The sequence below is a fragment of the Roseateles sp. GW821-FHT09H11 genome (genome assembly GCF_059415845.1).
Map to the genome: position 1 here is coordinate 39,532 of NZ_JBWKOA010000005.1, position 23,619 is coordinate 63,150.

A 23,619-nucleotide genomic window follows, 5' to 3' on the forward strand; every position below is an offset into this window, starting at 1 on the left:
CATCGTCGTTCTCACTTGATCGGATCGGCGGAGAGTTGTATTGTGCAACCTTCAATGAGTTGCACTATACAACTCGACAGACATTGGGAGAACAAGAAATGAATCAAGCCAGCGAAGCTCGGGACGTCCGCAGTCTGGTGGAATCCCTGCAGGCCGGCCGTACGGCCGAGTACATCCTTTTCTGGGGCCATCGCCCGCCGAAGGATCGCGGCGTGAACGCGTCCTGCTTCAGCCAGTGGTACGACGCGTCGTTCCAGGTCGGGACGGAGACGTTCCGTACGGCGGAGCACTTCATGATGGCTGCCAAGGCCATGCTCTTCGGCGACCAAGTACTGCGTCAGCAGATTCTGGAAGCCAAGACCCCTGACTTGGCCAAACAACTTGGTCGCCAGGTCGCAGGCTTCGACGAGCGTCGATGGGCCGAGCATCGCTTCGACATCGTGGTGGCCGCCAACATGGGCAAGTTCGGAGGAAACGGTCCGCTGCGACGGTTTCTGCTGGGTACCGGTGACCAGGTGCTGGTCGAGGCCAGCCCCGTCGATTCCGTCTGGGGCATCGGGCTCGCGGCGAACGATGCCGACGCCCGCAACCCTGCGCAGTGGAAGGGGTTGAACCTGCTCGGCTTCGCGTTGATGGAAGTCCGCGCGCGGCTGAAAGCGGCAAAGGAGACGACCGGACCATGAGCGACTTGCACAACGACAAGGCACTGACCTCGCTGAGCAAGCTGCTCAGCCTGTCGCTGCGGCACAAGCCCGAGACGCTGGGTCTCACGCTCGACGAGAACGGCTGGGTGACGGTCGACGCGCTGCTCGCCGGCGCGCGGGCCGCAGGCAAGCGATTGGACCTGCCGCTATTGCGCGAGATCGTCGAGACCAACAACAAGCAGCGTTTCGCCTTCAGCGAGGATGGCCTGCGCATCCGCGCGAACCAGGGGCATTCGGTCGAGGTGGCCCTCGACCTGTCCCCGGTGGCGCCGCCCGAGACGCTGCTGCACGGGACGGCGACGCGCTTCCTCGACGCCATCCTCGCCGAGGGGCTCGACAAGCGGCAACGCCACCATGTGCACCTCAGCGAGAACGCGGACACGGCGCGCCAGGTCGGCTCGCGCTACGGCAAAGTCGTGCTGCTGAAAGTCGACGCCGGCCGGATGCACCGGGACGGTCATCAGTTCTTCAGGACGGAGAACGGGGTCTGGTTGACCGACGCCGTGCCGCACACCTACTTGAAAGTGATGCCATGACATTCACCACCGTCACGCTCTTCCGGCCGACCGGCCCGCAGGAGTTGGCGCTCGTGGCTCAGTCGGGTTATCGGCGTTGGCCGCCGCGGCTTCCGGACCAGCCGATCTTCTATCCGGTCACCAACGAGCAGTACGCCGTCGAGATCGCGCGCGACTGGAACGTGCCCGCCAGCGGCGAAGGCTTCGTCACCCGCTTCGAGAGGAATTGCCGCTACTGGTACTCGCAGGCCGATTGCTGCTTGTTCCAGCGGCCACCATTGTCCAAGCAGGAGTCAATTTTGAGTTGCCCGTACAGCCAGAACCCAATCAAAGCGACGAGCACAACAACCACCACTGCAATGACTTTCCGCTTCATCTTCGAGCCCCTCCGCGGGCGATTCTGCCGACCTTGGCGCGCCTCTGCCTGTGCCCATTTGCATCTGCGACTCTTCGGCCGACGTCTCGTCCCTGTCACCCGGAGCCAGGTCTTGCCTCATGGTGCGCGCCACCGCACGACGGCCTCGAACGACGGAAACTCCGCACGGCCCGCGTCGGTGGCTAGCGTGAGGAGGTAGTACTGGACGCCCTGCGCGGGCGTCACTTCCAGTTGGAGGGCGAGGACACGCGGACGCCTCGGAACGAAGAGATCCTCGCGAGGAACGCCGTTGCGGTCGACGAGGTCGCCTTGAATCGGCTCGACGCCGAACAGCTCGATGTCGATGCGCGCGTGGAGCGAGATCCGATCCGCGGCACGACGCAGTCCGAGCGCCCACAGCAGGCGCTTCCTTCGCGCCTGCCAACTCGATCGGTCCAGCGTGCAGTCGATGGCGAGCCGGAAGTGCTTCCCCCGCTCGTCCTCGAAAGGGCCCAGCGACAGCAGCCACCGATCCGGCTCGGTCGAAGGCAGCCCCGCGAAGACGTCGTCGCTCATCGGCGGCCTACCTCGAGTAGCCCATGTCCTTGATGAACACGGCCCGCTGCTTCTCCCCGTTGAACGCGAAGAGCACCCGTTCCTGCTCGCCGTTCTCGCGCTCGACGACCATGGCCCAGCGGTCGAGGCGATAGCGGCCCGCGAAGTCGGCCCCGTTGCGCCGCTGCCGCTGCGCGCCGCCGGCACCGGCGCCAACGGCGCTGACCGACGACGTCGTCGTGCTGCCGCCGCGCGAGTAGGTGTTCGTCGCCATCCCCGCCACGCCGTTCGCCGCGGCCATGGCGCCAGTGCCGAAGACCGACTTGCCGGTCTGCTCGAAGCTGCCGTCCGATTCGAAATGGAAGCGGTTCTGCGAGCTGCCGCCGCCCAGGATCGAGTACCAGGAGTGCGTGAACGTGCCGTCGATCCGCTGGCCCGCCGTGGCTGGCGTCGCGGGCGTGCCGCTGATCGTGCGCCAGTCCTTGTCGTCGTGGTCCTTGATCTGCCAGTCGCCGCCGCTGCGGCGCCACTGGATCACGCGCTCCGGCTTGAAGCGACGCGCCGCGGCCATGTCGAACTCGTCCGGCGGAAGATCGAGGTTGCGATAACCGGTGCCGTCCTTCAGCAGCAGGTGCAGGTTCTCGACCAGGCTTTCGCCGCTGGGCTGGTACCAGGTCCAGAGCATGAAGGCGATGTCGCGCTCCGCGACGCCCTTGCCCGGCGCGACGTGGATCGCGCGATCGGCGGCGGCGCGGCGTTCCAGCGTGGCCGCCCGTTCGGCGGCTTCCCGTTGGCGACGCTCGTCCCCGGCCAGGGCCTTCAACGCAGGCCACAACTCGTTCGACTTCGCCGAGAGCGTCTTCAATCCGCCGCCGTAGCGCTGCAGCAGCGCCTCGTCCTGCGACATCGCGATGCGCATCCATTCGAGCTGGCCGTTGCGCGACGGTCGCATGTAGATCTGCGTCTCGATCGGCGCGCCGTTCACGGTCGCCACGCAGTTCTGGAGCACCACGCCGGCCTGCAGCATCTGCGGCGGCTTGCACGCCGGCTGACCCGCGGCGCCGAGGCCGCGCATCGGCTCCTTGATGCGCGCGAACGCGGCAAGTCCGTCATCGCGCCCGACCTCCAACGGCGGCGCGACCCAGAGCTGCATCACCTTGCCCGGCGGCAGGTCCGCGGGCTGCAGCAGCAGGCCGTCCTCGTGCACGCGCTGCGTCCAGCCGGGCGGAGCGTCGAACGCGAGCGCGGGCGCTAGCGGCGCCGACAGTGCGGCGGCCACTGCGGCCAGTGCCGCGACGGAGGCCGCATGGCCAAGGATCGATGAACAACGACGGACGACTTCGAGACAACGCATGATCTTCCTGCAGCAACGGGAAGGGCGCAGTGTCCCGGCGATGCGCGCGAATGCGTCCCCCAAGGGCTAGGGAGTGCGTCCGGACCTCGCGGGTCCAGGTCTTGCCCGCCGCAGGCCGACGTCTTGTGGCGCTCAAATGCAAAGCGGGCCCGCAGGCCCGCTCGTTCACCAGGATCCGGAGGGATCGATCCGATCGAGGATCAGATCGAATATCCCAGCAGCATCGCCACGCCGGCTTCCCGGTTCGGACGCTTGAAACCGTCGCGCGTCAGGCGGTTCATCGGGATCGACAGCGCCGCGGTCTGGAACCACTTGTTGTAGAGCTGCTCGATCTCGCCGCTGCCGTACACGCGGCTCAGCGCGCGGTCCACGGCCGCGGCCAGCTTGGCGTCGCCCTTGCGCATCATGATCCCGTAGGGTTCCACCGAGAACGCCATCTGGCCCAGGCTCAGGCTGTCCAGCGCCTTGTCCTTCGACGCCAGGCCCAGCAGCAGCGCATCGTCCTGCGCGAACGCGCGGGCCTTGCCCTCGCGCAGCGCCTTGAAGGCATCGGTGTTGTTGGGGAACTGGACCAGCTGCATCTTGGCCTCGCCGGAGGTGTTCAGCTGCGTGAACAGCTTCTCCGACGTCGTGCCCTTGGTCAGCGCGATCGTCATGCCGTCCAGGTCCTTGATCGTGTCGACCTTGGCGCCGCTCGGGATCATCACGCGCATGCCCGCGACGAAGATCGTGTAGCTGAAGTCGACCTGCTCCTGACGCGCCTTGGTGTTGGTCGTCGAGCCGCATTCCAGGTCGATGTCGCCCTTCTGCAGCTTCGGGATGCGGTCCGCGCCGGACACGACCACGTAGTTGACCTTCAGCTCGGGCAGCTTCAGTTCCTTCTTGATCTCCTCGACGGCCGCCAGGCACAGGTCGACCGAGTAGCCCTGACCCTGCTTCTGCTCATTGACGAAGGAGAACGGCCGCGACGATTCGCGCACGCCCAGCGTGATCGCGCGGGTGTCCTTGATGCGGGCCATCGTGTCGACGGCGGGGCCTGCGGCGGCGGCCGACAGCGACGTCAGCGCAGCGGCGGACAGGACGAAAGCGCCGCTCAGGCGCCGGATCGCGAAGGACATGCTCGAATTCCGGGTCGGTGAAAACCCTGAATTCTAGGGAGACGACGTTCCCAAGTTGTCACCAACGCCCCACGCTCGAGTGTTGCCTCTAGACGGTTTGACCGGAAGGAAGACCGATCCGTGACATCCATCACGGATCGATGTCCGAACTCAGCCCGGCTTGACCGTGGCTGGCACGCCGCCTGACGACCGGCCGCGCACGAGCTGGCGCATCAGCAGCGCCGCGACCAGCGTCGACGCGATGACGACATAGCCCACGTACGGGAAGTCGTTGACGTGGCCGTCCGGGCCGATGTGCACGATGTGCCCGGCCACCAGCGAGGCCAGTCCACCGGCCAGCTGCTGCAGCGCCGAGTTGATCGCGTTGAACGAGCCGCGCTGCTCCGGCGCGGGCACGCCGGCCAGCGTCACCTGCGCCGGAATCATCCGCGAGAAGATGCCCACGAACATCACCACGTTGACCACGATCAGCACCCACAGCGGCGAGGTGCCGAGGTGCGTATAGAAGGCCACCGTGGCGATCGTGATGGCGCAGCCTGCGTAGAAGACGGGCATGGCGCCGATGCGGTCGGACAGGCGGCCGATCAGCGGCGAGAACACCAGCGTGCAGATGCCGGTGATCAGGTAGATGATCGGCAGGTGGTCCAGCGGGATGCCGACGTTGTGCACGACGAAGGCGCTGGCGAAGGGCATCAGCATGAAGCCGCCGGTGGTCAGCAGCGCGGTCAGCGCGAAGGCCAGCTGCTGGCGCGGGATGCGCACCGTCTGCAGCAGATGCCGCGCCGCGCTGTGCTGTCCGGTGCCGCCTGCGCCCAGGTGGGCGTTCACCGGCTGCAGCTTGAAGGCGATCACCAGCGCCGCCAGCAGCCCGAACAGGACGATGGCGATGAACGGCGCATGCCAGTCGAAGCGAGACGCCAGGAAGATGGAGAACGGCAGCCCCAGCACCTGGCTGGCCGCGAAGCCGCCCTGCAGCAGGCCCATCACCCGGCCGCGCTGCGCCGGCGGGAACAGGTCCGCGGCGATCGCCATGACGATCGAGCCGATCACACCGCCGAACAGCCCGGTGACGATGCGCGCCGCCAGCAGCGAGGGGAAGCTCGTCGCCAGGCCGCACCACAGCGTGCCCAGCAGGAAGCCGCAGAAGAAGAACAGCAGCAGCCGCTTGCGGTCGAAGCGGTCGGCGAAGCCCGCCGTCAGCAGCCCGGCGATGCCGGCGCTGAAGGCATAGGCGGACACGGCCAGGCCGAACTGGCCGGAGCTCATGCTCAGCGCCGGCATGATCATCACGCCCAGCGGCGACATGATCATGAAGTCCAGCACGACGGAGAACTGCAGCAGCGCCATCAGCCCGGCGGCGAGCTTCTGATAGGGCGTGAAGGCCAGCATCGGGGCGGGCGCGCCGGGCTGGGCGCCGGCCGTGTCCGCGGCGGCCACGCCGGGGGGGAGCCCATCGGCTGCGGAGGATTTGTTTTCTGACATGGGGCGCGATTCTGCGCATCCCTCGTATCCGCAGCGTAAAGACATGGCCTCCATCGGGAGATTCCCCGAGGCCACCGGTGCCGCGCCGCAACGTCACCGGAAACAGGGGATGAATCGCGGGGGCGCCAGGTCTAGACTGGCGGCACGACGGCAGGTGGTCCCGCGCATCGATGCACGCAGTGCGCGCGCGGAGGAGGCCGGCGTGGGCCAGGGAGCGAGTTCTTTCGGGGCGGTCGATGCCGAGCCGGGAAGCACTACTCCGCATCATCGATATCCACAGCCAGGTCGCCCAGCTCGGGCTGGACCTCGCGGGCGTGATGTCGCTGTCGGTCCACGGCACGCTGGAGCTCGTCGACGCCGACGGCGCCGCCATCGAACTGGCCGAGGGCGATGACCTCGTCTACCGCGCCGTCGCCGGCGCCGCGGGCCATCAGCTCGGCGTGCGCGTGCGCCGCGACGGCAGCCTCTCCGGCACCTGCCTGCGCCAGGGCATCCCGCTGATCTGCGACGACGTCGACTCCGACAGCCGCGTCGACATCGAGGCCTGCCGGCGCGTCGGGCTGCGCTCGATGGTCGTGCTGCCGCTGACGCACCAGGGCACGCCGGTCGGCGTGCTCAAGGCCTTCTCGTCCCGCGTGCGCAACTTCGGCAACCACGAGGTGGAGGTGCTGTCCCTGATGTCCAAGGTGCTGGGCGCCGCGATGTACTGGGCCACGCGCTACGGTCGCGACGACCTGTTCCACCGCGCCACCCACGACGACATGACCGGGCTGGCCAACCGCTCGCTCTTCATGGACCGGCTGCGCCACGCCACCGCGGAGGTCGAGCGCGGCGACCCGCCGATCGCCATCGTGCTGCTGGACATGGACGGCCTCAAGCACATCAACGACACGCTCGGCCACGCGGCCGGCGACGCGGCGCTGATCGAGTTCAGCCGCCGGCTCGCGAGCACCACGCGCGAAACGGACACGGTCGCCCGGCTGGGCGGCGACGAGTTCGCGATCCTGCTGACCCATGCGGGATCCCCGACGACGCTGGAGGCGACGCTGCTGCGCATCCACGCGGCGATCGAGGGGTCCTTCGCCTACGCCGATCGCGTGCTGCAGCTGCGCGCCAGCATGGGGGCGTCACGCTGTCCGGAGGACTGGCGCGACGCGACGGCGCTGATGGAATGCGCCGACATGCGCATGTACGAGGCCAAGCGTACGCGGCAAGGCAGGGACCGCACGGGTCCGATGCCGCTCGAGCCTTCCTGCTGAGATCCCGACGGATTCCCGCCATGTCGTGCGAGGGTCACACCGGCGGCCGCCACGGCACGCGGCTCGGTCTTCCCATGTCACCTCCGCTGTTGATAATGGCTCGCAACAAAATCAGCCAGGGAGGAACCGATGACCGACATGGTGTTCGCCGACGAGCTGCCGGATCCCGGAGAGGACACCCGGACGCGCACGCTCGATCCGTGGCTGGTGATGATCGTCGACGACGATCCGGCGGTGCATCAGGTGACCCAGCTGGTCATGGCGGATTTCGAGTTCGCGGGGCGGAAGCTGCAGTTCCTCAACGCCTACAACGGCGCCGAAGCGCGCGACCTGCTGCGCGACCGCCAGGACATCGCGCTGATCCTGCTCGACGTGGTGATGGAGTCCGAGCACGCCGGGCTCGACGTGGCGCGTTTCATCCGCGAGGAGCTGCGCAACACCCAGGTGCGCATCGTGCTGCGCACCGGGCAGCCGGGCCAGGCGCCCGAGGAACACGTCATCAAGACCTACGACATCAATGACTACAAGGAGAAGACCGAGCTGACCAAGCGCAAGCTGATCACGGTCTTCTACTCGGCGCTGCGGTCGTACCGCGACATCGTGATCCTGTCGCAGTCGCGCGCGGCGCTGCGGCGCTCGATCGATGCGATCACGCAGATCCACGACTCGAGCAACCTGCGCCACTTCGCGTCGGCGCTGCTGGAGCAGGTCGGGCACATGCTCGGCTACCAGGCGCAAGGGCTGTGCGCGAGCCGCATGTACGCCGCCTCGCACGTGGAGGGCCGGCTGCAGGTGCTGGCCGCGACGTCGGAGTACCAGGGGCTGCTCGCCGACGCCCAGGTCTCGGACCTGCCCGCCGACGTGCGCGAGGCGCTGGACCGCGCGCTGGCGACCCGGCAGAGCAGTTTCGAGGACGGGCGCTTCATCGGGTACTACCGGACGCACTCGGGCAACGAGAGCCTGCTGTACATGGTGCTGTCGGATCCGCTCGACGACGACGGGCGGGAGATGCTCGACATCTTCTGCGCCAATGTCGCGATCGCGTACGAGGGGCTGCTGGAGCGGGATCGGCCGCGCTGAAGCGCCCTATCATCGCGGCCGGTTCCCCGGTCCGCGTCCATGCATCAACTCCGCCTTTTCTTCATCGCCCTGCAGTTCTTCACGCGCGTGCCCGTGCCGCGCTGGGTCGGGTTCGAATCCGCCTGGCTGCAGCAGTGCGCGCGCTACTTCCCGCTCGTCGGCGCAGTGGTGGGCGGCGTCTCGGCGCTGGTGCTGTGGGGCGCGTTGCAGCTCTTCCCGGCCACGGTCGCCGTGGGTCTCGCGATGGCCGCCAGCGTCTGGCTGACCGGCGGATTCCATGAGGACGGACTGGCCGACAGCTGCGATGCGCTCGGCGGCTCGGTCTCGCGCGAGAAGGCGCTGGCGATCATGAAGGACTCGCGCATCGGCAGCTACGGCGCGCTCGGCCTGATCCTCGTGCTGGGCCTGAAGGCGACGGTGCTGCTGGGACTCGCGGACCTCGATCCGACGCTCGCGATGCTCGCGATCGTGTGGGCGCATGTGGCCTCGCGCGCGGCGCCCGTTTGGCTGCTGCATGCCCTGCCCTACGCCGGCGACGCCGAGCACGCCAAGGCCAAGCCGCTGGCGACACAGATCACCGGCCCCGGCCTGATCATCGCGCTGGCGCTGGTGGTCCTCGCGACGATCGCCGGCGCGTGGATCACGCCGGAAAACGTGCCGGAGATGCTGGCCGCCGTGGTGGTGTCCGCGGGGCTGACCTTCTACATGCAGTCGATGCTGGAGCGTCGGCTGCAAGGCTATACCGGCGACACGCTCGGCGCGACGCAGCAGGTGGTGGAGCTGGGCGCGCTACTGGCGTTCCTGGCGATGGCGCCGCTGTTCCCGGCGGACTGAGCGTCAGCCTGAGCATGAGCATGAGCGCGGACGGCTGCGCCGATATCACTGTCTGGCGGCATCCGCGGCCCGAAGGGGCGACGGGATTGTGCGTCGGCGCACGTTGCGACCTGCCGGTGGAACGCCGCCGTGCCAAGCGGCTTGCGCGACGCATCCAGGCCCACGCGCGACGACTCCGGCTGCCGCATGAGGTGTGGACCTCACCGCTGCGGCGTTGTGCCGACGTGGGGCGATGGCTGAAACGCTGGGGATGGCGGCATCGCGTCGATGCGGCGCTCGCGGAGATCGACTTTGGCGCGTGGGATGGCCGGCCCTGGGCGGAGATCCCAAAAGACGAGATCGATGCATGGGTCGCCGACTTCGCTCGCTTTGCACCGGCGGGCGGCGAGTCGCTCACGGCATTGCTGGAGCGCGCCTCGACGTGGTCGAGCGGCGCGCTGGTCGTCAGCCATGGCGGGTGGATGCTGGCGAGGCGGTGGGGACAGGAGCATCCCGACGCGCCGCCTCAAGCCGATCAATGGCCGCGACCGCCAGCCTACTCGGAGCGCTGGGAGCTCTGAGCCGCGGCATCAGCCTCAGCTATCGAGACGTCTCTCCAACACAGCCACGAGGCCGGCTGCAAAGATGTCTCGATAGCTGCCAATGCGACCTTCGGCAATGAGTTGGTCGGCGTCCTCGATCTCGGTGCCGTCGATGACTGGCATCACGATCGCGCTGCCACGCTGATCGCGGCGCCATTGCAGCGCCGCGGCAAGGTCCGACTCGCATCCGCAGGCGCGATCCCGGCTCTTCGCCATCACCTGCGTCACTTCATGCCGCAGTGCCGTCACCTCGCAGCCCAAAGGCTTGGACAGCCGGACCTTGTAGTCGTTGTACTTGCTGGGCTGGGCGTTGTGCAGGGGATCGAAAAGCACGATCTGGAAGATCGCTTCTTCGTCGAAGAAGCCGATCAGCCGTCCCTCCGCCTTCGACACCGCGATCTGAATCAGCACGAGTTCATCGCCCGCCGCTCGACATGCCGGGGGCAACCAGTCGAACTGTTCGGGCTTGATTGGCACATTGCGCGCCGCCCAATCAATGTCGTGAATGCGCAGGGTGCCCTCGCGGACCCCGGCATCGTCCATGACATCGAGCACCCGGAGGCCAGAGAGTTCGCCGAGCCGGTAAAGCATCGAGACCATCCAACGTCGGTCAATGTCCGGCGCGTCGAAACCGAAGAATTTGGTCTCCCGGAAAAATTTGAGTCCGAAGGACCATTGGGGATTTGCCGGGCGGGTTGAGACTTCGGCAGCACGAGGTCGTCGGTCCGGCGCGGCGGCATTGCCGGCGTATCGGATTCGATGGCGCTCAGGCGTGCGCTTGCATGCCGTCGGGCTCATGCTCATCCTCCATCTGGCTTCGGAAGAAGTCCCGCATGACCGACTCTTCCAATTCCCGCTCGCTGCGCTCGTCCAAGGGGATTCCTCCCCTGGCCTTGAGCCAAGGCAGCTCCTCCCGCGACATGCGCATCAACTGAAAGGTCGGATAGATCGCGTACTCGTCCAGGATCCGATCGACATGATCGCGTTCCATCGGGGAAAGCGCATCGAAGGTGAATCCTTCCCGGATATCCCGGCGCTCCACCATCGCGTACAGCGAGCGATCGAACGCGAAGCGATCAAACAGCGGTTTGCTGATCGGCCCATGAATCCAGGCCTGGAACCGCTCCGGGAACAGCGGTCGTTCGTGCATGACCAGATGCCAGCCCTGCACGTAATAGAGCAGCTTGTGCAGCCGATGCACGCTGGGACGCTCTCCAGCCTCCCAGAGCTTCACGATCAAGTAGTCCGCCACATCATGGATGTCCGCCATCACCACCGTCCTTCCGTTGAAGCGATCCCGGCGCAGCGATCGGCATCGGCACGACGCTCACAAGGGTTCCGGAATCAGAAGGCGGTGATCTTGCGTCGAGGCGGTCGGCGCTTCAATTGCCCATTCAAGTAGGCGAATGCCTCATGCGCTCTGCTGGGTCAGTCGCACGTACTTCTGCATCAGCGTCTCGCGCGATTCGACGTGCTCCGGATTGACCGGAATGCAGGCCACCGGGCACAGCATCGCGCACTGTGGCTCGTCGAAATGCCCGACACACTCGGTGCACTTGCTGGGCTCGATCTGGTAGTACTCCTCGCCCATCGAGATCGCATGGTTGGGGCACTCCGGCTCGCAGACGTCGCAGTTGATGCATTCGTCGGTAATCATGAGAGCCATGGCTTACTGCTCCACGCGGTTCTTGGCGATCCGCTCTTCCAGACGCTCGCGGACCAGCGGCGAGACGAACTTGGAGACGTCGCCGCCCAGGGTGGCGATCTCCCGCACGAAGGTCGAGGAGACGAACTGGTAATGGTCCGACGGCGGCAGGAAGACCGTCTCGACCTCGGGCATCAGCTGCCGGTTCATGCCGGCCATCTGGAACTCGTATTCGAAGTCCGAGACCGCCCGCAGCCCGCGCACCACGACCTTGCCGCCGTTCGCGATCACGAAGTGGCTCAGCAGGCCCTCGAGCGCGACCACCTCGACATTGGGATAGGGCGCCACCAGTTGGCGCGCCATGTCCAACCGCTCGTCGATGCTGAACATCGTCTTCTTGTGATGTCCCGCCGCGACCGCCAGCACCAGGCGCTCGAACAGCCGGCTGGCACGACGGACCAGATCCTCGTGGCCGAGGGTCATCGGGTCGAAGGTGCCGGGATAGACGGCCGTCAGCAGGATCTGGGAGGTCATGGGCGGGGATTATCCGCCGCGCCGCAGCAGGCGGTAATGCACCGCCCCGGCCCGCCCTTCCTTCCACACGGACAAGCCCAGCGCCGCCGGCGCCTCGATCGCCTCCGGCGACTCCAGGTAGATCAGCCCGTTCTCGGCCAGCAGCGGGGCCGCGGCCGTCAGGGCGTCGACGAACAGCCCCTCCGCGAACGGCGGGTCCAAAAACACGAGGTCGAACGATCCCGCGGCACCCCGACGCATCGAGGCGAGCGCGTCGGCGTTCGCGATCGTCATCGGCACCGTGCCGTCCTTGTCGAGCCGCTTCAGGTTGGCGCGCAGCGCATTCGCGAGCTGCGCGTCGCGTTCCAGCAAGGTCACGCTGGCCGCGCCGCGCGACGCGGCCTCGAAGCCGAGCGCGCCGCTGCCGGCGAACGCATCCAGCACGCGCCAGCCGCCCAGGTCCTGGCCCAGCCAGTTGAACAGCGTTTCCCGCACGCGGTCGGGCGTGGGACGCAGACCGGGAACGTATGGCACCGGCAGCTTGGATCGCTTCCAGACACCGCCGACGATGCGGACCTCGCCCGGCCCCGCTTCGCGCGGACGCGGCTTGACCGCGCCCTCGCCGACCGTCACGCGTGGACCGGGACGACCCGGCCGGCGCAGGCCGTCGATGTCCGGCGCCTGCTCGCGCTCGCGGCCGTCACGGCCATCCCGGCCCTCGCGACCCTTGCCTCGACCACCGGACGTGCTCATTGGCGCACCGGGATGCCCTGCGACGCCATGAGCGCCTTGGCTTCGCCGACGGTGTGATCGCCGTAATGGAAGATGCTCGCGGCCAGCACCGCATCGGCGCCGCCCTTGGTGATGCCGTCGGCCAGGTCCTGCAGCGATCCCACGCCGCCCGACGCGATCACCGGCACGCCCACGGCGTCCGACACTGCGCGCGTCAGCGCCAGGTCGAAGCCGCTTTTCGTGCCGTCGCGGTCCATGCTGGTCAGCAGGATCTCGCCCGCGCCGAACGCGGCCATGCGGGTCGCCCATTCGACGACGTCCAGGCCCGTGTTCTTGCGGCCGCCGTGCGTGTACACGTCCCAGCCTTGCTGGCCGTCGTCGCCCTGACGCCGCTTGGCGTCGATGGCGACCACGATGCACTGCGCGCCGTACTTGTCCGAAGCCGCGCGGATCAGTTCCGGATCCGCCACCGCCGCCGAGTTGAAGCTGACCTTGTCCGCCCCCGCATTCAGCAGCCGCCGCACATCGGCGACCGCGCGCACGCCCCCGCCGACCGTCAGCGGTATGAAGACCTGCGAGGCCACCCGTTCGATGATCGGCAGGATCAGGTCGCGGCCGTCGCTGGTCGCCGTGATGTCGAGGAAGGTCAGTTCGTCGGCGCCCTGCTCGTTGTAGCGGGCCGCGATCTCCACCGGATCACCGGCGTCGCGCAGCTCGAGGAAATTGACGCCCTTGACGACGCGACCGCCAGTCACGTCCAGGCACGGGATGATGCGCTTGGCCAGCACCGGTCAGTCCCCGTTCAGCTCGTCGGCGCGACGCTGCGCCGCGGCGAAGTCGAGGTCGCCGGTGTAGATCGCGCGGCCGCAGATCACGCCGCCCACGCCCTCGGACTCGACCGCGCAGAGCGCCTCGATGTCGGCGATGTTGGACAGCCCGCCCGACGCGATCACCGGGATGGACAGCGCCTGCGCCAGCTTCACCGTCGCGTCGATGTTGATGCCGGTGAGCATGCCGTCGCGGCCGATGTCGGTGTAGATCACGCCCTCGATGCCGTAGTCCTCGAACTTCTTCGCCAAGTCGATGACCTCATGACCGGTCAGCTTGCTCCAGCCGTCGGTGGCGACCTTGCCGTCCTTCGCGTCCAGGCCCACGATGATGTGGCCGCCAAACGCAGAGGCCGCATCCTTCAGGAAGCCCGGGTTCTTCACCGCGGCCGTCCCGATGATCACGTACGACAGGCCGTCGTCCAGGTAGCGCTCGATCGTGTCGAGGTCGCGGATGCCGCCGCCCAGCTGCACGGGGATGTCGTCGCCGACCTCGCGCAGGATCGCCTTGATCGCCGCCTCGTTGACCGGCTTGCCCGCGAAGGCGCCGTTCAGGTCCACGAGGTGCAGACGCCGGGCGCCGGCATCGACCCATCGGCGAGCCATTTCGGCGGGATCCTCGCCGAAGGTCGTGGAGTCGTTCATGTCGCCTTGCTTGAGGCGGACGCATTTGCCGTCTTTCAGGTCGATCGCGGGAATCAGCAGCATGGCCGAGGCAGTGGGGGTGAAGGAAGGGGAAGGGTTCGGCGGGACTCGAGAACGGCGCGTGCGGCGCATCCGGCACCGGACGCCAAGCCGCGCGTCATGCGCTCAGGGCGTCCAGTGCAGGAAGTTGCGATACAGGGCGAGCCCGGACGCGGCACTTTTCTCGGGGTGGAATTGAGTGGCAAAAATGTTATCCCGCGCCACCGCACAGGTAAAGCGCGGGCCGTACTCGCTCTCGCCGGCGCTGTCGCGCGGGTCCGACGTCTCGGCGTAGAAGCTGTGGACGAAGTAGAACCAGCTCTCGTCCGGCACTTCGCCCCAGACCGGATGCGCCCGCGTCTGGTGCACGCGGTTCCAGCCCATCTGCGGCACCTTGTAGCGGCTGCCGTCGGGTTGTACCTGACCCTCCAGCCGGAAGCGCTTCACGCGGCCCGGGATCAGCCCCAGCCCCGGCGTGTCCTGCTCCTCGCTGTGATCGAGCAGCATCTGCATGCCCACGCACACACCCATCAGCGGCTTGCGCGCGGCAGCGTCGAGCACCGCCTCCTTCAGGCCGCTGTCGGCGAGTTCGCGCATGCAGTCGCGCATCGCGCCCTGGCCGGGCAGCACGATGCGCTCGGCGGCGTAGACCTCGTCGGGCTCGGACGTGATGACCACGCGCACGCCCTGGTCCTGCGCCGCCGCCAGCACCGCCTGCGACACCGAACGCAGGTTGCCCATGCCGTAATCGACGACCGCGACGGTGCGCGGCTGGCTGGCTCCGGGGGTGCTCACAGCGTGCCCTTCGTCGATGGGATGACACCGGCCGAACGCGGATCCAGCGTCATCGCCATCCGCAACGCGCGGCCAAAGGCCTTGAACATCGTCTCGCACTGGTGGTGCGCGTTGTGGCCCTTGAGGTTGTCCACGTGCAGCGACACCAGCGCATGATTGACGAAGCCCTGGAAGAACTCGTAGGTCAGCTGCGTGTCGAAGGCGCCGACGGATCCGGCGGTGAACTTGACCTCCATCGCCAGGCCCGGACGGCCGGAGAAATCCACGACCACGCGCGACAGCGCCTCGTCCAGCGGCACGTAGCTGTGGCCGTAGCGGGTGATGCCCTTCTTGTCGCCGATCGCCTGCGCGACGGCCATGCCCAGCGTGATGCCGACGTCCTCGACGGTGTGGTGGCCGTCGATGTGCAGGTCGCCCTTGGCCTCGATGTCCAGGTCGATCAGCCCGTGACGGGCGATCTGGTCGAGCATGTGGTCGAAGAAGCCGATGCCGGTGTTCAGCGTCGACTGCCCGGTGCCGTCGAGATTCACGCGCACGCGGATCTGCGTTTCCTTGGTGTCGCGGCGGACTTCGGCGATGCGTTCGGAGCTCATGGGGATTCCAGGGAGATCAGGAAGGATCAAGGAGGGACGGTGGACGTTCAGGTCTGCTTCAAACCGGCGTCGATCGCCGCCAGCATCGCCGCGTTCTCGTCCGGCGTGCCGACCGTCAGGCGCAGGCAGCGCGCCAGCAGCGGATGCATGCCGGAGACGTTCTTGACCAGCACGCCGCGGGCCTTCAGGTCCGCATGCAGGCGGTTGGCGTCGGGGACACGCACGAGGATCATGTTGCCTTCGCTCGGATAGGCATGCACGTCCGCGGTTTTTGCCAGGGCGGCGAGCGCGGTCTGCAGCTTCTCGCGCTCGGCACGCAGCTCGGCGGCCTGTCGCTCATAGACCTCGGCGTGGTCCAGCGCGAAGAGCCCCGCTTCCGCATTCAGCACGCTGACGTTGTACGGCGGACGCAGCTTGTCGATGTGGCCGATCAGCTCGGCGTTGCCCATCATGTAGCCGATGCGCACGCCGGCCAGGCCGAACTTGCTCATCGTGCGCATGACCAGCATCTGGGGATGCCGCGCCATCAGCGCCATCGAGTCGCGCGCGGCGAAGGGCTGGTAGGCCTCGTCCATGACGACCAGCCCCGGCGCGGCCTGGGCGATGCGTTCGATGACGGCGTCGTCCCAGAGGTTGGCCGTCGGATTGTTCGGATAGGCCAGGTAGACGATCGCGGGACGGTGCTCGGCGATCGCGGCGAGCATCGCGGCCTCGTCAAGCTCGAAATCCGCCGTCAGCGGCACGCCCACGAAGTCCAGGTGCTGGTACCTCGACGACAGCTCGTACATGACGAAGCCCGGCACCGGCGCCAGCACGACGACGCGCTCGCCCGGCTGGCAGACGGCCATCGCCAGCAGCGAGATCAATTCATCCGAGCCGTTGCCCAGCATCAGCGCCTGACCCTCCGGCAGCTTGGCGTGCACGGCCAGCGCCTGCGCCAACGCCTGGGTGCGCTCGCCCGGGTAGCGGTTGATCGCGACGGCGCCGAGGCGCTCGCCCAGCGCGCGCTGGAGGTCGGGCGGCAGCCGGAACGGGTTCTCCATCGCGTCCAGCTTGATCAGGCCGGCGGACGGATGCACCTGGTAGGCATGCGTCGCGCGGACGTCCTCGCGCAGGACACCGAGGGCTCGATCGAGGGCAGCGTTCATGGGGCAAGCGCCGCGGCGGGCAGCAAGTCGGAAGGGGAAACACCCGCCGGCAGCGCGCGCAGCGGATCGACGATCAGGACGCTGTCGTAGAGCTGCCCGTGCGGCAGCGCCCGGCTCAGCACGATCTCGCAGCCCTGCGCCTTCGCGGCCGCGACGATCAACGCGTCAGCGTATGGCAGTGAGAAGCGGCTCTCGATCGACCAGGCCGATTCGACGGTCGCGTGGTCGGTCGACCACGGCGCCCAGCGTTGGTAGCGGCGGACCTCGGCCCGCGCATCGCCGTTCGGCATCGCGGGCGAGATGCGCGTCGTCACCGAACGGTAGAAGTCATTGAGCACCTGGCTCGACGTCCGGCCCAGGCGCTGCTGCCACAGGCAGCGCAGCCAGGCCATCGCCTGCGCGCGGGAGGCAGGATCGGCGCCATCCTCGCTGAGGATCAGCACGGAGGTGTCGACGAAGACCGGCGCAGTCAGTTCGACGGGGGCGCTCACAGCAACTCCCGTCCCGGGTAGGGCTGACCGTCGGAAGACCAGGTGCGCTCGCGGTGCAGCCAGTCCTGCAGGGCGCGCTCATAGGCGTCGTCGTGGCGCATCTTCTCGGCCAGCAGCTCGCCGACCAGCCGCGAGACGCTGGTGTTGCGTCGCGCCGCCTCCAGCCGCGCCCATTCGGCGACGCTGTCTTCCATGGTCACGGTGACATTCTTCATCAGGGCTTCAGAGTAACACGAAGTTCGTGGTGCACGAACTTCGTGTTCTGTGAAGGCCGACTTTGGGAGGCCGGGCGCGGGCACTCCACGACTCAGGGGGCATCCCTCCGGGAACCCCCAGAGTCATTCCGGCCCCACGGAGACTCGCTGCCTCCGGTTCTTTGACGGCGTTCGGTTCTTTTTTGACTGCGTCGGTCAGGGGTGCAGGCGGAACTGAGCGACGACGTGCTGCAGGCTGCCAGCCTGCTCGCGCAGCGACTCGGAAGCGGCCGAAGACTCTTCGACCAGCGCGGCGTTCTGCTGGGTGACCTCGTCCAGGCGGTGCACGGCCTGGCCCACTTCCATCAGGCTGGTGCTCTGCTCCTGCGTGGCCGAGGAGATCTCCTGGATGATGTCCGTCACCCGCTGCACCGCGGCAACGATCTCCCGCATCGTCTCGCCGGCATCGCTGACCAGCTTCGATCCCACGTCGACGCGCTCGACGCTGGCACCGATCAAGGTCTTGATCTCCTTGGCCGCCTCGGCGCTGCGCTGGGCCAGCGAACGGACCTCGCTTGCCACCACCGCGAAACCGCGACCCTGCTCGCCCGCTCGGGCCGCTTCCACCGCGGCGTTCAGCGCCAGGATGTTGGTCTGGAAAGCGATCCCGTCGATCGTGCCGATGATGTCGGAGATCTTGCGCGAGGACGCATTGATCTGGTCCATGGTGCTGACCACCTCGGACACCACCACGCCGCCGCGATCCGCGACCTGGCTGGCATTGAGCGCCAACTGGCTGGCCTGGCGCGTGGAATCGGCATTCAGGCGGACCGTGTCGGTCAACGCGTGCATGGTGGCGGAGGTCTCCTCCAGGCTGGAGGCCATCTGCTCGGTCCGCGCCGACAGGTCGCTGCTCCCGGCGGCGACCTCGGCGCTGGACATCGCGATGCTCTCGGCGCTGGTGCGCACCGCCGACAGCGAGCGGTTCAGCGCGCCCTGCATCGCCGAGAGCGCCTGGGCCAACTGGCCCAGTTCATCGCGACGCGAGGTGTCGATCTCGACGGTCAGGTCACCTTCGGCGACACGGCTGGCGACGCTCACCATGTCGTTCAGCGGCCTGACGGTGCTGCGGGTCAGATAGAACGCGAGCACGCCACCGGCGGCCAGCGCGGCGACGATCAACACCGCCATCGTCGTGAGCACCGCCTTGTAGGCCTTGCGCGATTCCTCGACGCTGGCGTCCGCGCCCTGCGTGTTGATGTCGACCAGCTTCTGCACCGCGCCGATGAGGGCAACGAAGGCCTGCTGGGATTCGCCGTTGACCGTGGACTGGTACTCGCCGCGGTTGCCGGCCTTGCGCGCGGCGATCAGCTTGTCCTGCACGGCGATGAAGGTGGCGTATTTCGCCTTCGCATCCTTCCACTGCTCGGCTTCCTCCGGGGTGGACACCATGGCCTCGTAGGCCTTGGCCAGCGCGGGCAGGGACTTCTCGCGCAGGTTCTTGATGCGCTCCTGCTCCTGCTCGACCTCGAGGATGACGTCCTTCAGGCACATCCCCATCTCGGCCCGGCGCAACTCGTTGAGGTCGCCGCGCAAGGCGTTGATGGCGTTGATCGAGGGGATCCAGTCGCCCCCCATTTCCTCCACGTTGCCCTGGATCACCTGCATGCGGCTGATCGCCACCACGCCGACCAGCACGGTGGCCAGCAGCACGGCCGCGAAACCCAGGGAGATGCGTACCCCGACGCGCAGATCTGAGACCTTCATGCTTCGACGTCCTGTTATGAAGATGTCGACGCATGCTAGGCGTTTCGCACGAAAGGGCGAACCGCGAAACACCAGGAAATGTGGCGGTTTATCCGCGATCCAGGGTTTGCCCGGCGTGGCCGCGTGAAATCTGCGCGACCCCGCCGACGGCCGGGTTGCCCGCGTTGTCGGCTCGCGCCGACGCGCTCAGCGCTTGAGGCGGAACTCCGCCGCCTGCGCGTGCGCCTGCAGGCCCTCGCCATAGGCCAGCGTCGCGGCGATCGGTCCGAGCACCTGCGCGCCGGCCTCGCTGACCTCGATCAGGCTGGAGCGCTTCTGGAAGTCGTAGACGCCCAGCGGCGAGGAGAAGCGCGCCGTGCCCGAGGTGGGCAGCACGTGGTTCGGCCCGGCGCAGTAGTCGCCGAGCGACTCGCTGGTGTAGGCGCCCAGGAAGATCGCGCCCGCGTGGCGCAGCAGCGGCTCCCAGCGGTGCGGGTCTGCGCTGGAGACTTCCAGGTGCTCCGGCGCGATGCGGTTGCTGATCTCGCAGGCCTCTTCCATCGAGCGCGTCTGGATCAGCGCGCCCCGCCCTTCCAGCGAGGCCCGGATGACGTCCTTGCGCGGCATGCCGGGCAGCAGGCGCTCGATGGCCTCGCGGACCTGGGCGATGTAGCCGGCGTCCGGGCACAGCAGGATGCTCTGCGCCATCTCGTCGTGCTCGGCCTGGCTGAACAGGTCCATCGCGACCCAGTCCGGGGGCGTGGTGCCGTCGGCCAGCACGAGGATCTCGCTCGGACCCGCGATCATGTCGATGCCGACCTGGCCGAAGACGTTCTTCTTGGCGCTGGCGACATAGGCGTTGCCCGGGCCGGTGATCTTGTCGACGCGCGGCACGGTCGCGGTGCCGTAGGCCAGCGCGGCCACCGCCTGCGCGCCGCCGATGGTGAACGCCCGGTGCACGCCGGCGACGTAGGCCGCGGCCAGCACCAGCGGGTTCTTCTCGCCGCGCGGCGTCGGCACGACCATCACGATCTCCGGCACGCCCGCGACCTGCGCGGGGATCGCGTTCATCAGCACGCTCGACGGGTAGGCGGCCTTGCCGCCCGGCACGTAGATGCCGACGCGGTCCAGCGGCGTGACCTTCTGGCCCAGCAGCGTGCCGTCCTCGTCGCGATAGCTCCAGCTCTCGCCGCAGGCCTGCTTCTGGCGCACGTGGTAGCTGCGCACGCGTTCGGCCGCCTGGGTCAGCGCCTTCGCCTGGTCGGCGGGCAGGCCGTCGAAGGCCGCCTTCAGTTCCTCGCGGGTCAGCTCGAGCGACGCCAGCGACGCCGCCTGCAATCCGTCGAAGCGCGCGGTGTAGTCGAGCACCGCCGCGTCGCCGCGGGCGCGCACGTCGGCCAGGATCTCGGCGACGCGCGTCTCGATCGCGGCATCGGTCTCCGCCGACCAGTGCAGCACGCGCTGGAACTGGGTCTCGAAATCGGCATCGGCGGTGTTGAGGGTGCGAAGGGTCGTCGTCATGGCGAGGCTCCAGGCGGCGGATCAGGCGGCAGGAATGGCGGAAGCGATCGCGTCGATCAGCGGCTTGAGCGCCTCGCGCTTGAGCTTGAGCGCCGCCTGGTTCACGACCAGCCGCGAGGAGATGTCCATGATCCGTTCGACCTCGACCAGGCGGTTCGCCTTCAGCGTGCTGCCGGTGGAGACCAGGTCGACGATCGCATCGGCCAGGCCGGTCAGCGGCGCCAGTTCCATCGAGCCATAGAGCTTGATCAGGTCCACGTGCACGCCCTTGTCGGCGAAATGCTGGCGCGCGATCGTCGTGTACTTGGTCGCCACGCGCAGCCGCGAACCCTGGCGGACGGCGTTGTCGTAGTCGAAGTCGTCGCGCACCGCGACGCTCATGCGGCACTGCGCGATGCGCAGGTCCAGCGGCTGGTACAGGCCCGCGCCGCCGTGCTCGATCAGCACGTCGCGGCCGGCCACGCCGATGTCGGCGCCGCCGTACTCGACATAGGTCGGCACGTCGGTCGCGCGCACGAGCACGACGCGAACCTCGCGCTGATTGGTCGGGAGGATCAGCTTGCGGGAGCTGTCCGGGTCTTCCAGCACCTGGATGCCGGCGGCGGCCAGCAGCGGCAGGGTCTCTTCGAAGATGCGGCCCTTGGAAAGTGCCAGGGTGATCATGCGGTGTCCTCGGTGAACGCGCGCCTCGCGAAGAAGCGCCTCGGGCTGTGGCCTCGGGTGTTCAGGGGGACGGCAGCGGGTTCACCGGACGGGGACACACCGCCACCCGCCTGCAGGCCGGGTGGCTGTCAGTGATGGTGGTGCGCGGTGCCTTGCTGCGCGAACTCGTCGGGGGTCAGCGTCTTCATCGACAGCGCGTGGATCTGCTCGCGCATGCGATCGCCCAGGGCCTGGTACACGCGCTGGTGGCGCTTGATCCGGCTCAGGCCCTCGAACTCGGCCGACACGATCGTCGCGAAGAAATGGCGTCCGTCGCCCTCGACCTGGAGCTCGCTGCAAGCGAGTCCCTGGGCGATGTAGCTCTGGACTTCTGCGGGGGTCGGATCGGCCATGATGGAGCGGGATTCTACCTGGGCTCAGTGACGGATCTTGTAGCCGCGGCGCAGCAGTTCCAGCGCGATGGCGGCGACCGCCGCGAACGCGATGGCGACGACGCCCAGGCTGACCCACGGCGAGACGTCGCTGACGCCGAAGAAGCCGTGGCGGAAGCCGTCGATCATGTAGAAGAACGGGTTCAGGTGGCTGACGCCCTGCCAGAACGGCGGCAGCGAATGCACCGAGTAGAAGACGCCCGACAGGAAGGTCATCGGCATGACGATGAAGTTCTGGAAGGCCGCCATCTGGTCGAACTTCTCCGCCCACAGGCCGGCGATCAGGCCCAGCGACCCCATCAGTCCGGCGCCCAGGATGGCAAAGGCCAGCACCCACAGCGGATTGGCCATGCCCGGCGGCGCGAACCACACGGTGGCGATGAACACGCCCGCGCCCACCATCAGGCCGCGCAGGATGGACGCGCCGGCATAGGCCAGGAACCAGGCCCAGTGCGACAGCGGCGTGACCAGCAGGAACACCAGGTTGCCGGTGATCTTGCTCTGGATCAGCGAGGAGCTGCTGTTGGCGAAGGCGTTCTGCAGCACGCTCATCATCACCAGGCCCGGGATGAGGAAGCTGGTGTAGCCGACGGTGCCGTAGACCTTGACGTGGTCCTCCAGCACATGGCCGAAGACCAGCAGGTACAGCACCGCGGTCAGCACCGGCGCGCCGACGGTCTGGAAGCCGACCTTCCAGAAGCGCAGCACTTCCTTGTAGAAGAGCGTGCGGGCGCCTTCGAGGCGGATCGGAAAATGGCTGGCGCTCATGCCCGGCCCCCTTGCATGATTTCGAGGAAGACGTCCTCGAGGTCGGCGCGGCCGATCTCCAGGTCTTCGATGGGCACGGCGGCTTCGCGCAGCGTGGCGAGGATCTGCTCGACCTCCGCCGCGTCATGCGCGGTGATCTGGACGATGCGACCGGTGCTGCGGGCGCGTTCGGACAAGGACAGCGGCAGCGCCGAATCGGTCTTGAACTGCAGCATCGTGGACGCGGTGCCCGCGAGCAGTTCGGACGTGCGGTTGAGCGCGACGACCCTGCCCTGCTTCAGCATCGCGATGCGATGGCAGAGCGCCTCGGCCTCTTCCAGGTAATGCGTGGTCAGCAGGACGGTGTGGCCTTCGCGGTTCAGTCGCGCGATGAACTGCCACAGCGTCTGGCGCAGTTCGACGTCGACGCCGGCGGTGGGCTCGTCCAGCACGATGACCGGCGGGCGGTGCACCAGCGCCTGCGCGACCAGCACGCGGCGCTTCATGCCGCCCGAGAGCTGCCGCATGTTGTTGTGGGCCTTGTCCGCCAGACCGAGGTTGAGCAGCAGCTCGTCGATCCAGTCGTCGTTGTTGCGCACGCCGAAGTAGCCGGACTGGATGCGCAGCGTCTCGCGCACGCTGAAGAACGGGTCGAAGACCAGCTCCTGCGGCACGATGCCGAGCTTCTTGCGGGCTTCGGCGTAGTCGTCGACCACGTCATGGCCGAGCACCGAGACCTGCCCCCCGCTGGCGCGGGACAGGCCGGCGAGGATGCTGATCAGGCTGGTCTTGCCGGCGCCGTTCGGGCCCAGCAGGCCGAAGAACTCGCCGGGCTGGATGTCGAAGCTGACACCGTCCAGCGCACGGAACTGGCCGTCGCGGTAGGTCTTACTGACATTGGTGAAACGCAGGGCGGGCGGACCGCCGGCCGGCACGGACATGGCGGCCGACTGTTGTGGGGGGCTTGCGGGCATGGGCGGCGATTGTAGGCAGGGGGTCCGTCCCGCGCCGGCCTGGGGTCATGACAGAATGCGCCCACCTCCCCCACCCCT

28 protein-coding genes are annotated in these 23,619 nt (G+C 67.8%); 6 read left to right on the top strand and 22 right to left on the bottom strand.

Translation table 11 applies throughout. The annotated features are described in order from the left end of the window. Window positions 1-98: 98 nt before the first annotated feature. Both ybiA and AC07PR_RS17080 read left to right on the top strand, forming a co-directional pair. On the top strand, window positions 99-683 hold the full coding sequence (ybiA, locus tag AC07PR_RS17075; protein WP_495135988.1) for a riboflavin biosynthesis intermediates N-glycosidase: 585 nt from the start codon (window positions 99-101) through the stop codon (window positions 681-683). Then, window positions 680-1,240 (top strand): RNA 2'-phosphotransferase, encoded by a 561-nt coding sequence (locus AC07PR_RS17080; protein ID WP_495135989.1) that lies wholly within the window; start codon window positions 680-682, stop codon window positions 1,238-1,240. The genes ybiA and AC07PR_RS17080 overlap by 4 nt, the downstream gene beginning before the upstream one ends. A gap of 472 nt (window positions 1,241-1,712) precedes the next feature. Here AC07PR_RS17080 and AC07PR_RS17085 read toward each other — a convergent pair whose 3' ends face one another. The 4 genes from AC07PR_RS17085 to AC07PR_RS17100 form a co-directional block, all read right to left on the bottom strand. Further along, window positions 1,713-2,150 (bottom strand): hypothetical protein, encoded by a 438-nt coding sequence (locus tag AC07PR_RS17085; protein WP_495135990.1) that lies wholly within the window; start codon window positions 2,148-2,150, stop codon window positions 1,713-1,715. A 7-nt stretch (window positions 2,151-2,157) separates the two neighbouring features. After that, the gene (locus AC07PR_RS17090; RefSeq protein ID WP_495135991.1) at window positions 2,158-3,483 is read right to left on the bottom strand and encodes a hypothetical protein; all 1,326 of its coding nucleotides are present in this window, start codon (window positions 3,481-3,483) and stop codon (window positions 2,158-2,160) included. Window positions 3,484-3,683: 200 nt separating this feature from the next. Then, window positions 3,684-4,601 (bottom strand): amino acid ABC transporter substrate-binding protein, encoded by a 918-nt coding sequence (locus tag AC07PR_RS17095; protein ID WP_377160633.1) that lies wholly within the window; start codon window positions 4,599-4,601, stop codon window positions 3,684-3,686. Between the two features lie 150 nt (window positions 4,602-4,751). After that, window positions 4,752-6,083: an MFS transporter gene (locus AC07PR_RS17100; protein ID WP_495135992.1), complete on the bottom strand. Its 1,332-nt coding sequence runs from the start codon at window positions 6,081-6,083 to the stop codon at window positions 4,752-4,754. Between the two features lie 236 nt (window positions 6,084-6,319). On the opposite strand from AC07PR_RS17100, the gene AC07PR_RS17105 reads away from it, so the two are divergent. The 4 genes from AC07PR_RS17105 to AC07PR_RS17120 all read left to right on the top strand — a co-directional run bounded on the left by AC07PR_RS17105 (window position 6,320) and on the right by AC07PR_RS17120 (window position 9,816). Next, the gene (locus tag AC07PR_RS17105; RefSeq protein ID WP_483107679.1) at window positions 6,320-7,342 is read left to right on the top strand and encodes a diguanylate cyclase domain-containing protein; all 1,023 of its coding nucleotides are present in this window, start codon (window positions 6,320-6,322) and stop codon (window positions 7,340-7,342) included. Between the two features lie 129 nt (window positions 7,343-7,471). Then, complete coding sequence (locus AC07PR_RS17110) at window positions 7,472-8,422, top strand: DUF3369 domain-containing protein (RefSeq protein ID WP_377160627.1); 951 nt, start codon at window positions 7,472-7,474, stop codon at window positions 8,420-8,422. A 39-nt stretch (window positions 8,423-8,461) separates the two neighbouring features. After that, window positions 8,462-9,256 carry an adenosylcobinamide-GDP ribazoletransferase gene (locus AC07PR_RS17115; protein ID WP_495135993.1) on the top strand — a complete coding sequence of 265 codons (795 nt, stop codon included), beginning with the start codon at window positions 8,462-8,464 and terminating at the stop codon, window positions 9,254-9,256. A gap of 20 nt (window positions 9,257-9,276) precedes the next feature. Continuing rightward, window positions 9,277-9,816, top strand: coding sequence for a histidine phosphatase family protein (locus tag AC07PR_RS17120; protein WP_495135994.1), 540 nt, complete (start codon window positions 9,277-9,279; stop codon window positions 9,814-9,816). A 15-nt stretch (window positions 9,817-9,831) separates the two neighbouring features. On the opposite strand, the gene AC07PR_RS17125 is transcribed toward AC07PR_RS17120, so the two are convergent. The 18 genes from AC07PR_RS17125 to AC07PR_RS17210 all read right to left on the bottom strand — a co-directional run bounded on the left by AC07PR_RS17125 (window position 9,832) and on the right by AC07PR_RS17210 (window position 23,541). Then, window positions 9,832-10,635, bottom strand: coding sequence for a hypothetical protein (locus AC07PR_RS17125; protein ID WP_483107682.1), 804 nt, complete (start codon window positions 10,633-10,635; stop codon window positions 9,832-9,834). Then, window positions 10,604-11,107: a Panacea domain-containing protein gene (locus tag AC07PR_RS17130; protein WP_377160619.1), complete on the bottom strand. Its 504-nt coding sequence runs from the start codon at window positions 11,105-11,107 to the stop codon at window positions 10,604-10,606. Before AC07PR_RS17130 ends, AC07PR_RS17125 begins: the two co-directional genes overlap by 32 nt. A 141-nt stretch (window positions 11,108-11,248) precedes the next feature. Further along, on the bottom strand, window positions 11,249-11,503 hold the full coding sequence (locus AC07PR_RS17135; protein ID WP_377160617.1) for a YfhL family 4Fe-4S dicluster ferredoxin: 255 nt from the start codon (window positions 11,501-11,503) through the stop codon (window positions 11,249-11,251). A gap of 3 nt (window positions 11,504-11,506) precedes the next feature. Next, complete coding sequence (coaD, locus tag AC07PR_RS17140; RefSeq protein ID WP_377160615.1) at window positions 11,507-12,016, bottom strand: pantetheine-phosphate adenylyltransferase; 510 nt, start codon at window positions 12,014-12,016, stop codon at window positions 11,507-11,509. 9 nt (window positions 12,017-12,025) lie between these two features. Then, window positions 12,026-12,748 carry a 16S rRNA (guanine(966)-N(2))-methyltransferase RsmD gene (gene rsmD, locus AC07PR_RS17145; protein WP_495135995.1) on the bottom strand — a complete coding sequence of 241 codons (723 nt, stop codon included), beginning with the start codon at window positions 12,746-12,748 and terminating at the stop codon, window positions 12,026-12,028. Next, the gene (gene hisF / locus AC07PR_RS17150) at window positions 12,745-13,515 is read right to left on the bottom strand and encodes an imidazole glycerol phosphate synthase subunit HisF (RefSeq protein WP_495135996.1); all 771 of its coding nucleotides are present in this window, start codon (window positions 13,513-13,515) and stop codon (window positions 12,745-12,747) included. Before hisF ends, rsmD begins: the two co-directional genes overlap by 4 nt. 3 nt (window positions 13,516-13,518) lie before the next feature. Continuing rightward, a complete protein-coding gene (gene hisA, locus AC07PR_RS17155; protein WP_377160609.1) occupies window positions 13,519-14,262 on the bottom strand; it encodes a 1-(5-phosphoribosyl)-5-[(5-phosphoribosylamino)methylideneamino]imidazole-4-carboxamide isomerase in 744 nt (247 codons plus the stop codon). Window positions 14,263-14,364: 102 nt separating this feature from the next. Beyond that, window positions 14,365-15,033 carry an imidazole glycerol phosphate synthase subunit HisH gene (gene hisH, locus AC07PR_RS17160; RefSeq protein WP_495135997.1) on the bottom strand — a complete coding sequence of 223 codons (669 nt, stop codon included), beginning with the start codon at window positions 15,031-15,033 and terminating at the stop codon, window positions 14,365-14,367. Continuing rightward, a complete protein-coding gene (hisB, locus tag AC07PR_RS17165) occupies window positions 15,030-15,626 on the bottom strand; it encodes an imidazoleglycerol-phosphate dehydratase HisB (RefSeq protein WP_377160605.1) in 597 nt (198 codons plus the stop codon). The genes hisH and hisB overlap by 4 nt, the downstream gene beginning before the upstream one ends. Before the next feature lie 47 nt (window positions 15,627-15,673). Beyond that, window positions 15,674-16,774, bottom strand: a complete 1,101-nt coding sequence (gene hisC, locus AC07PR_RS17170) for a histidinol-phosphate transaminase (RefSeq protein ID WP_495135998.1) — start codon at window positions 16,772-16,774, stop codon at window positions 15,674-15,676. Beyond that, a complete protein-coding gene (locus tag AC07PR_RS17175) occupies window positions 16,771-17,265 on the bottom strand; it encodes a PIN domain-containing protein (protein WP_495135999.1) in 495 nt (164 codons plus the stop codon). The genes hisC and AC07PR_RS17175 overlap by 4 nt, the downstream gene beginning before the upstream one ends. Beyond that, window positions 17,262-17,480: a CopG family transcriptional regulator gene (locus AC07PR_RS17180; protein WP_088408424.1), complete on the bottom strand. Its 219-nt coding sequence runs from the start codon at window positions 17,478-17,480 to the stop codon at window positions 17,262-17,264. Before AC07PR_RS17180 ends, AC07PR_RS17175 begins: the two co-directional genes overlap by 4 nt. A gap of 195 nt (window positions 17,481-17,675) precedes the next feature. Next, the gene (locus AC07PR_RS17185; protein WP_377160601.1) at window positions 17,676-19,226 is read right to left on the bottom strand and encodes a methyl-accepting chemotaxis protein; all 1,551 of its coding nucleotides are present in this window, start codon (window positions 19,224-19,226) and stop codon (window positions 17,676-17,678) included. A 186-nt stretch (window positions 19,227-19,412) separates the two neighbouring features. Then, complete coding sequence (hisD, locus tag AC07PR_RS17190; RefSeq protein WP_495136000.1) at window positions 19,413-20,726, bottom strand: histidinol dehydrogenase; 1,314 nt, start codon at window positions 20,724-20,726, stop codon at window positions 19,413-19,415. 21 nt (window positions 20,727-20,747) lie between these two features. Then, window positions 20,748-21,389 carry an ATP phosphoribosyltransferase gene (gene hisG / locus AC07PR_RS17195; protein ID WP_377160597.1) on the bottom strand — a complete coding sequence of 214 codons (642 nt, stop codon included), beginning with the start codon at window positions 21,387-21,389 and terminating at the stop codon, window positions 20,748-20,750. Between the two features lie 128 nt (window positions 21,390-21,517). Next, on the bottom strand, window positions 21,518-21,781 hold the full coding sequence (locus AC07PR_RS17200) for a BolA family protein (RefSeq protein WP_088408428.1): 264 nt from the start codon (window positions 21,779-21,781) through the stop codon (window positions 21,518-21,520). Window positions 21,782-21,805: 24 nt separating this feature from the next. Next, a complete protein-coding gene (locus AC07PR_RS17205) occupies window positions 21,806-22,588 on the bottom strand; it encodes an ABC transporter permease (protein WP_331616653.1) in 783 nt (260 codons plus the stop codon). After that, the gene (locus AC07PR_RS17210; RefSeq protein WP_495136001.1) at window positions 22,585-23,541 is read right to left on the bottom strand and encodes an ABC transporter ATP-binding protein; all 957 of its coding nucleotides are present in this window, start codon (window positions 23,539-23,541) and stop codon (window positions 22,585-22,587) included. Before AC07PR_RS17210 ends, AC07PR_RS17205 begins: the two co-directional genes overlap by 4 nt. Window positions 23,542-23,619 lie beyond the last annotated feature (78 nt).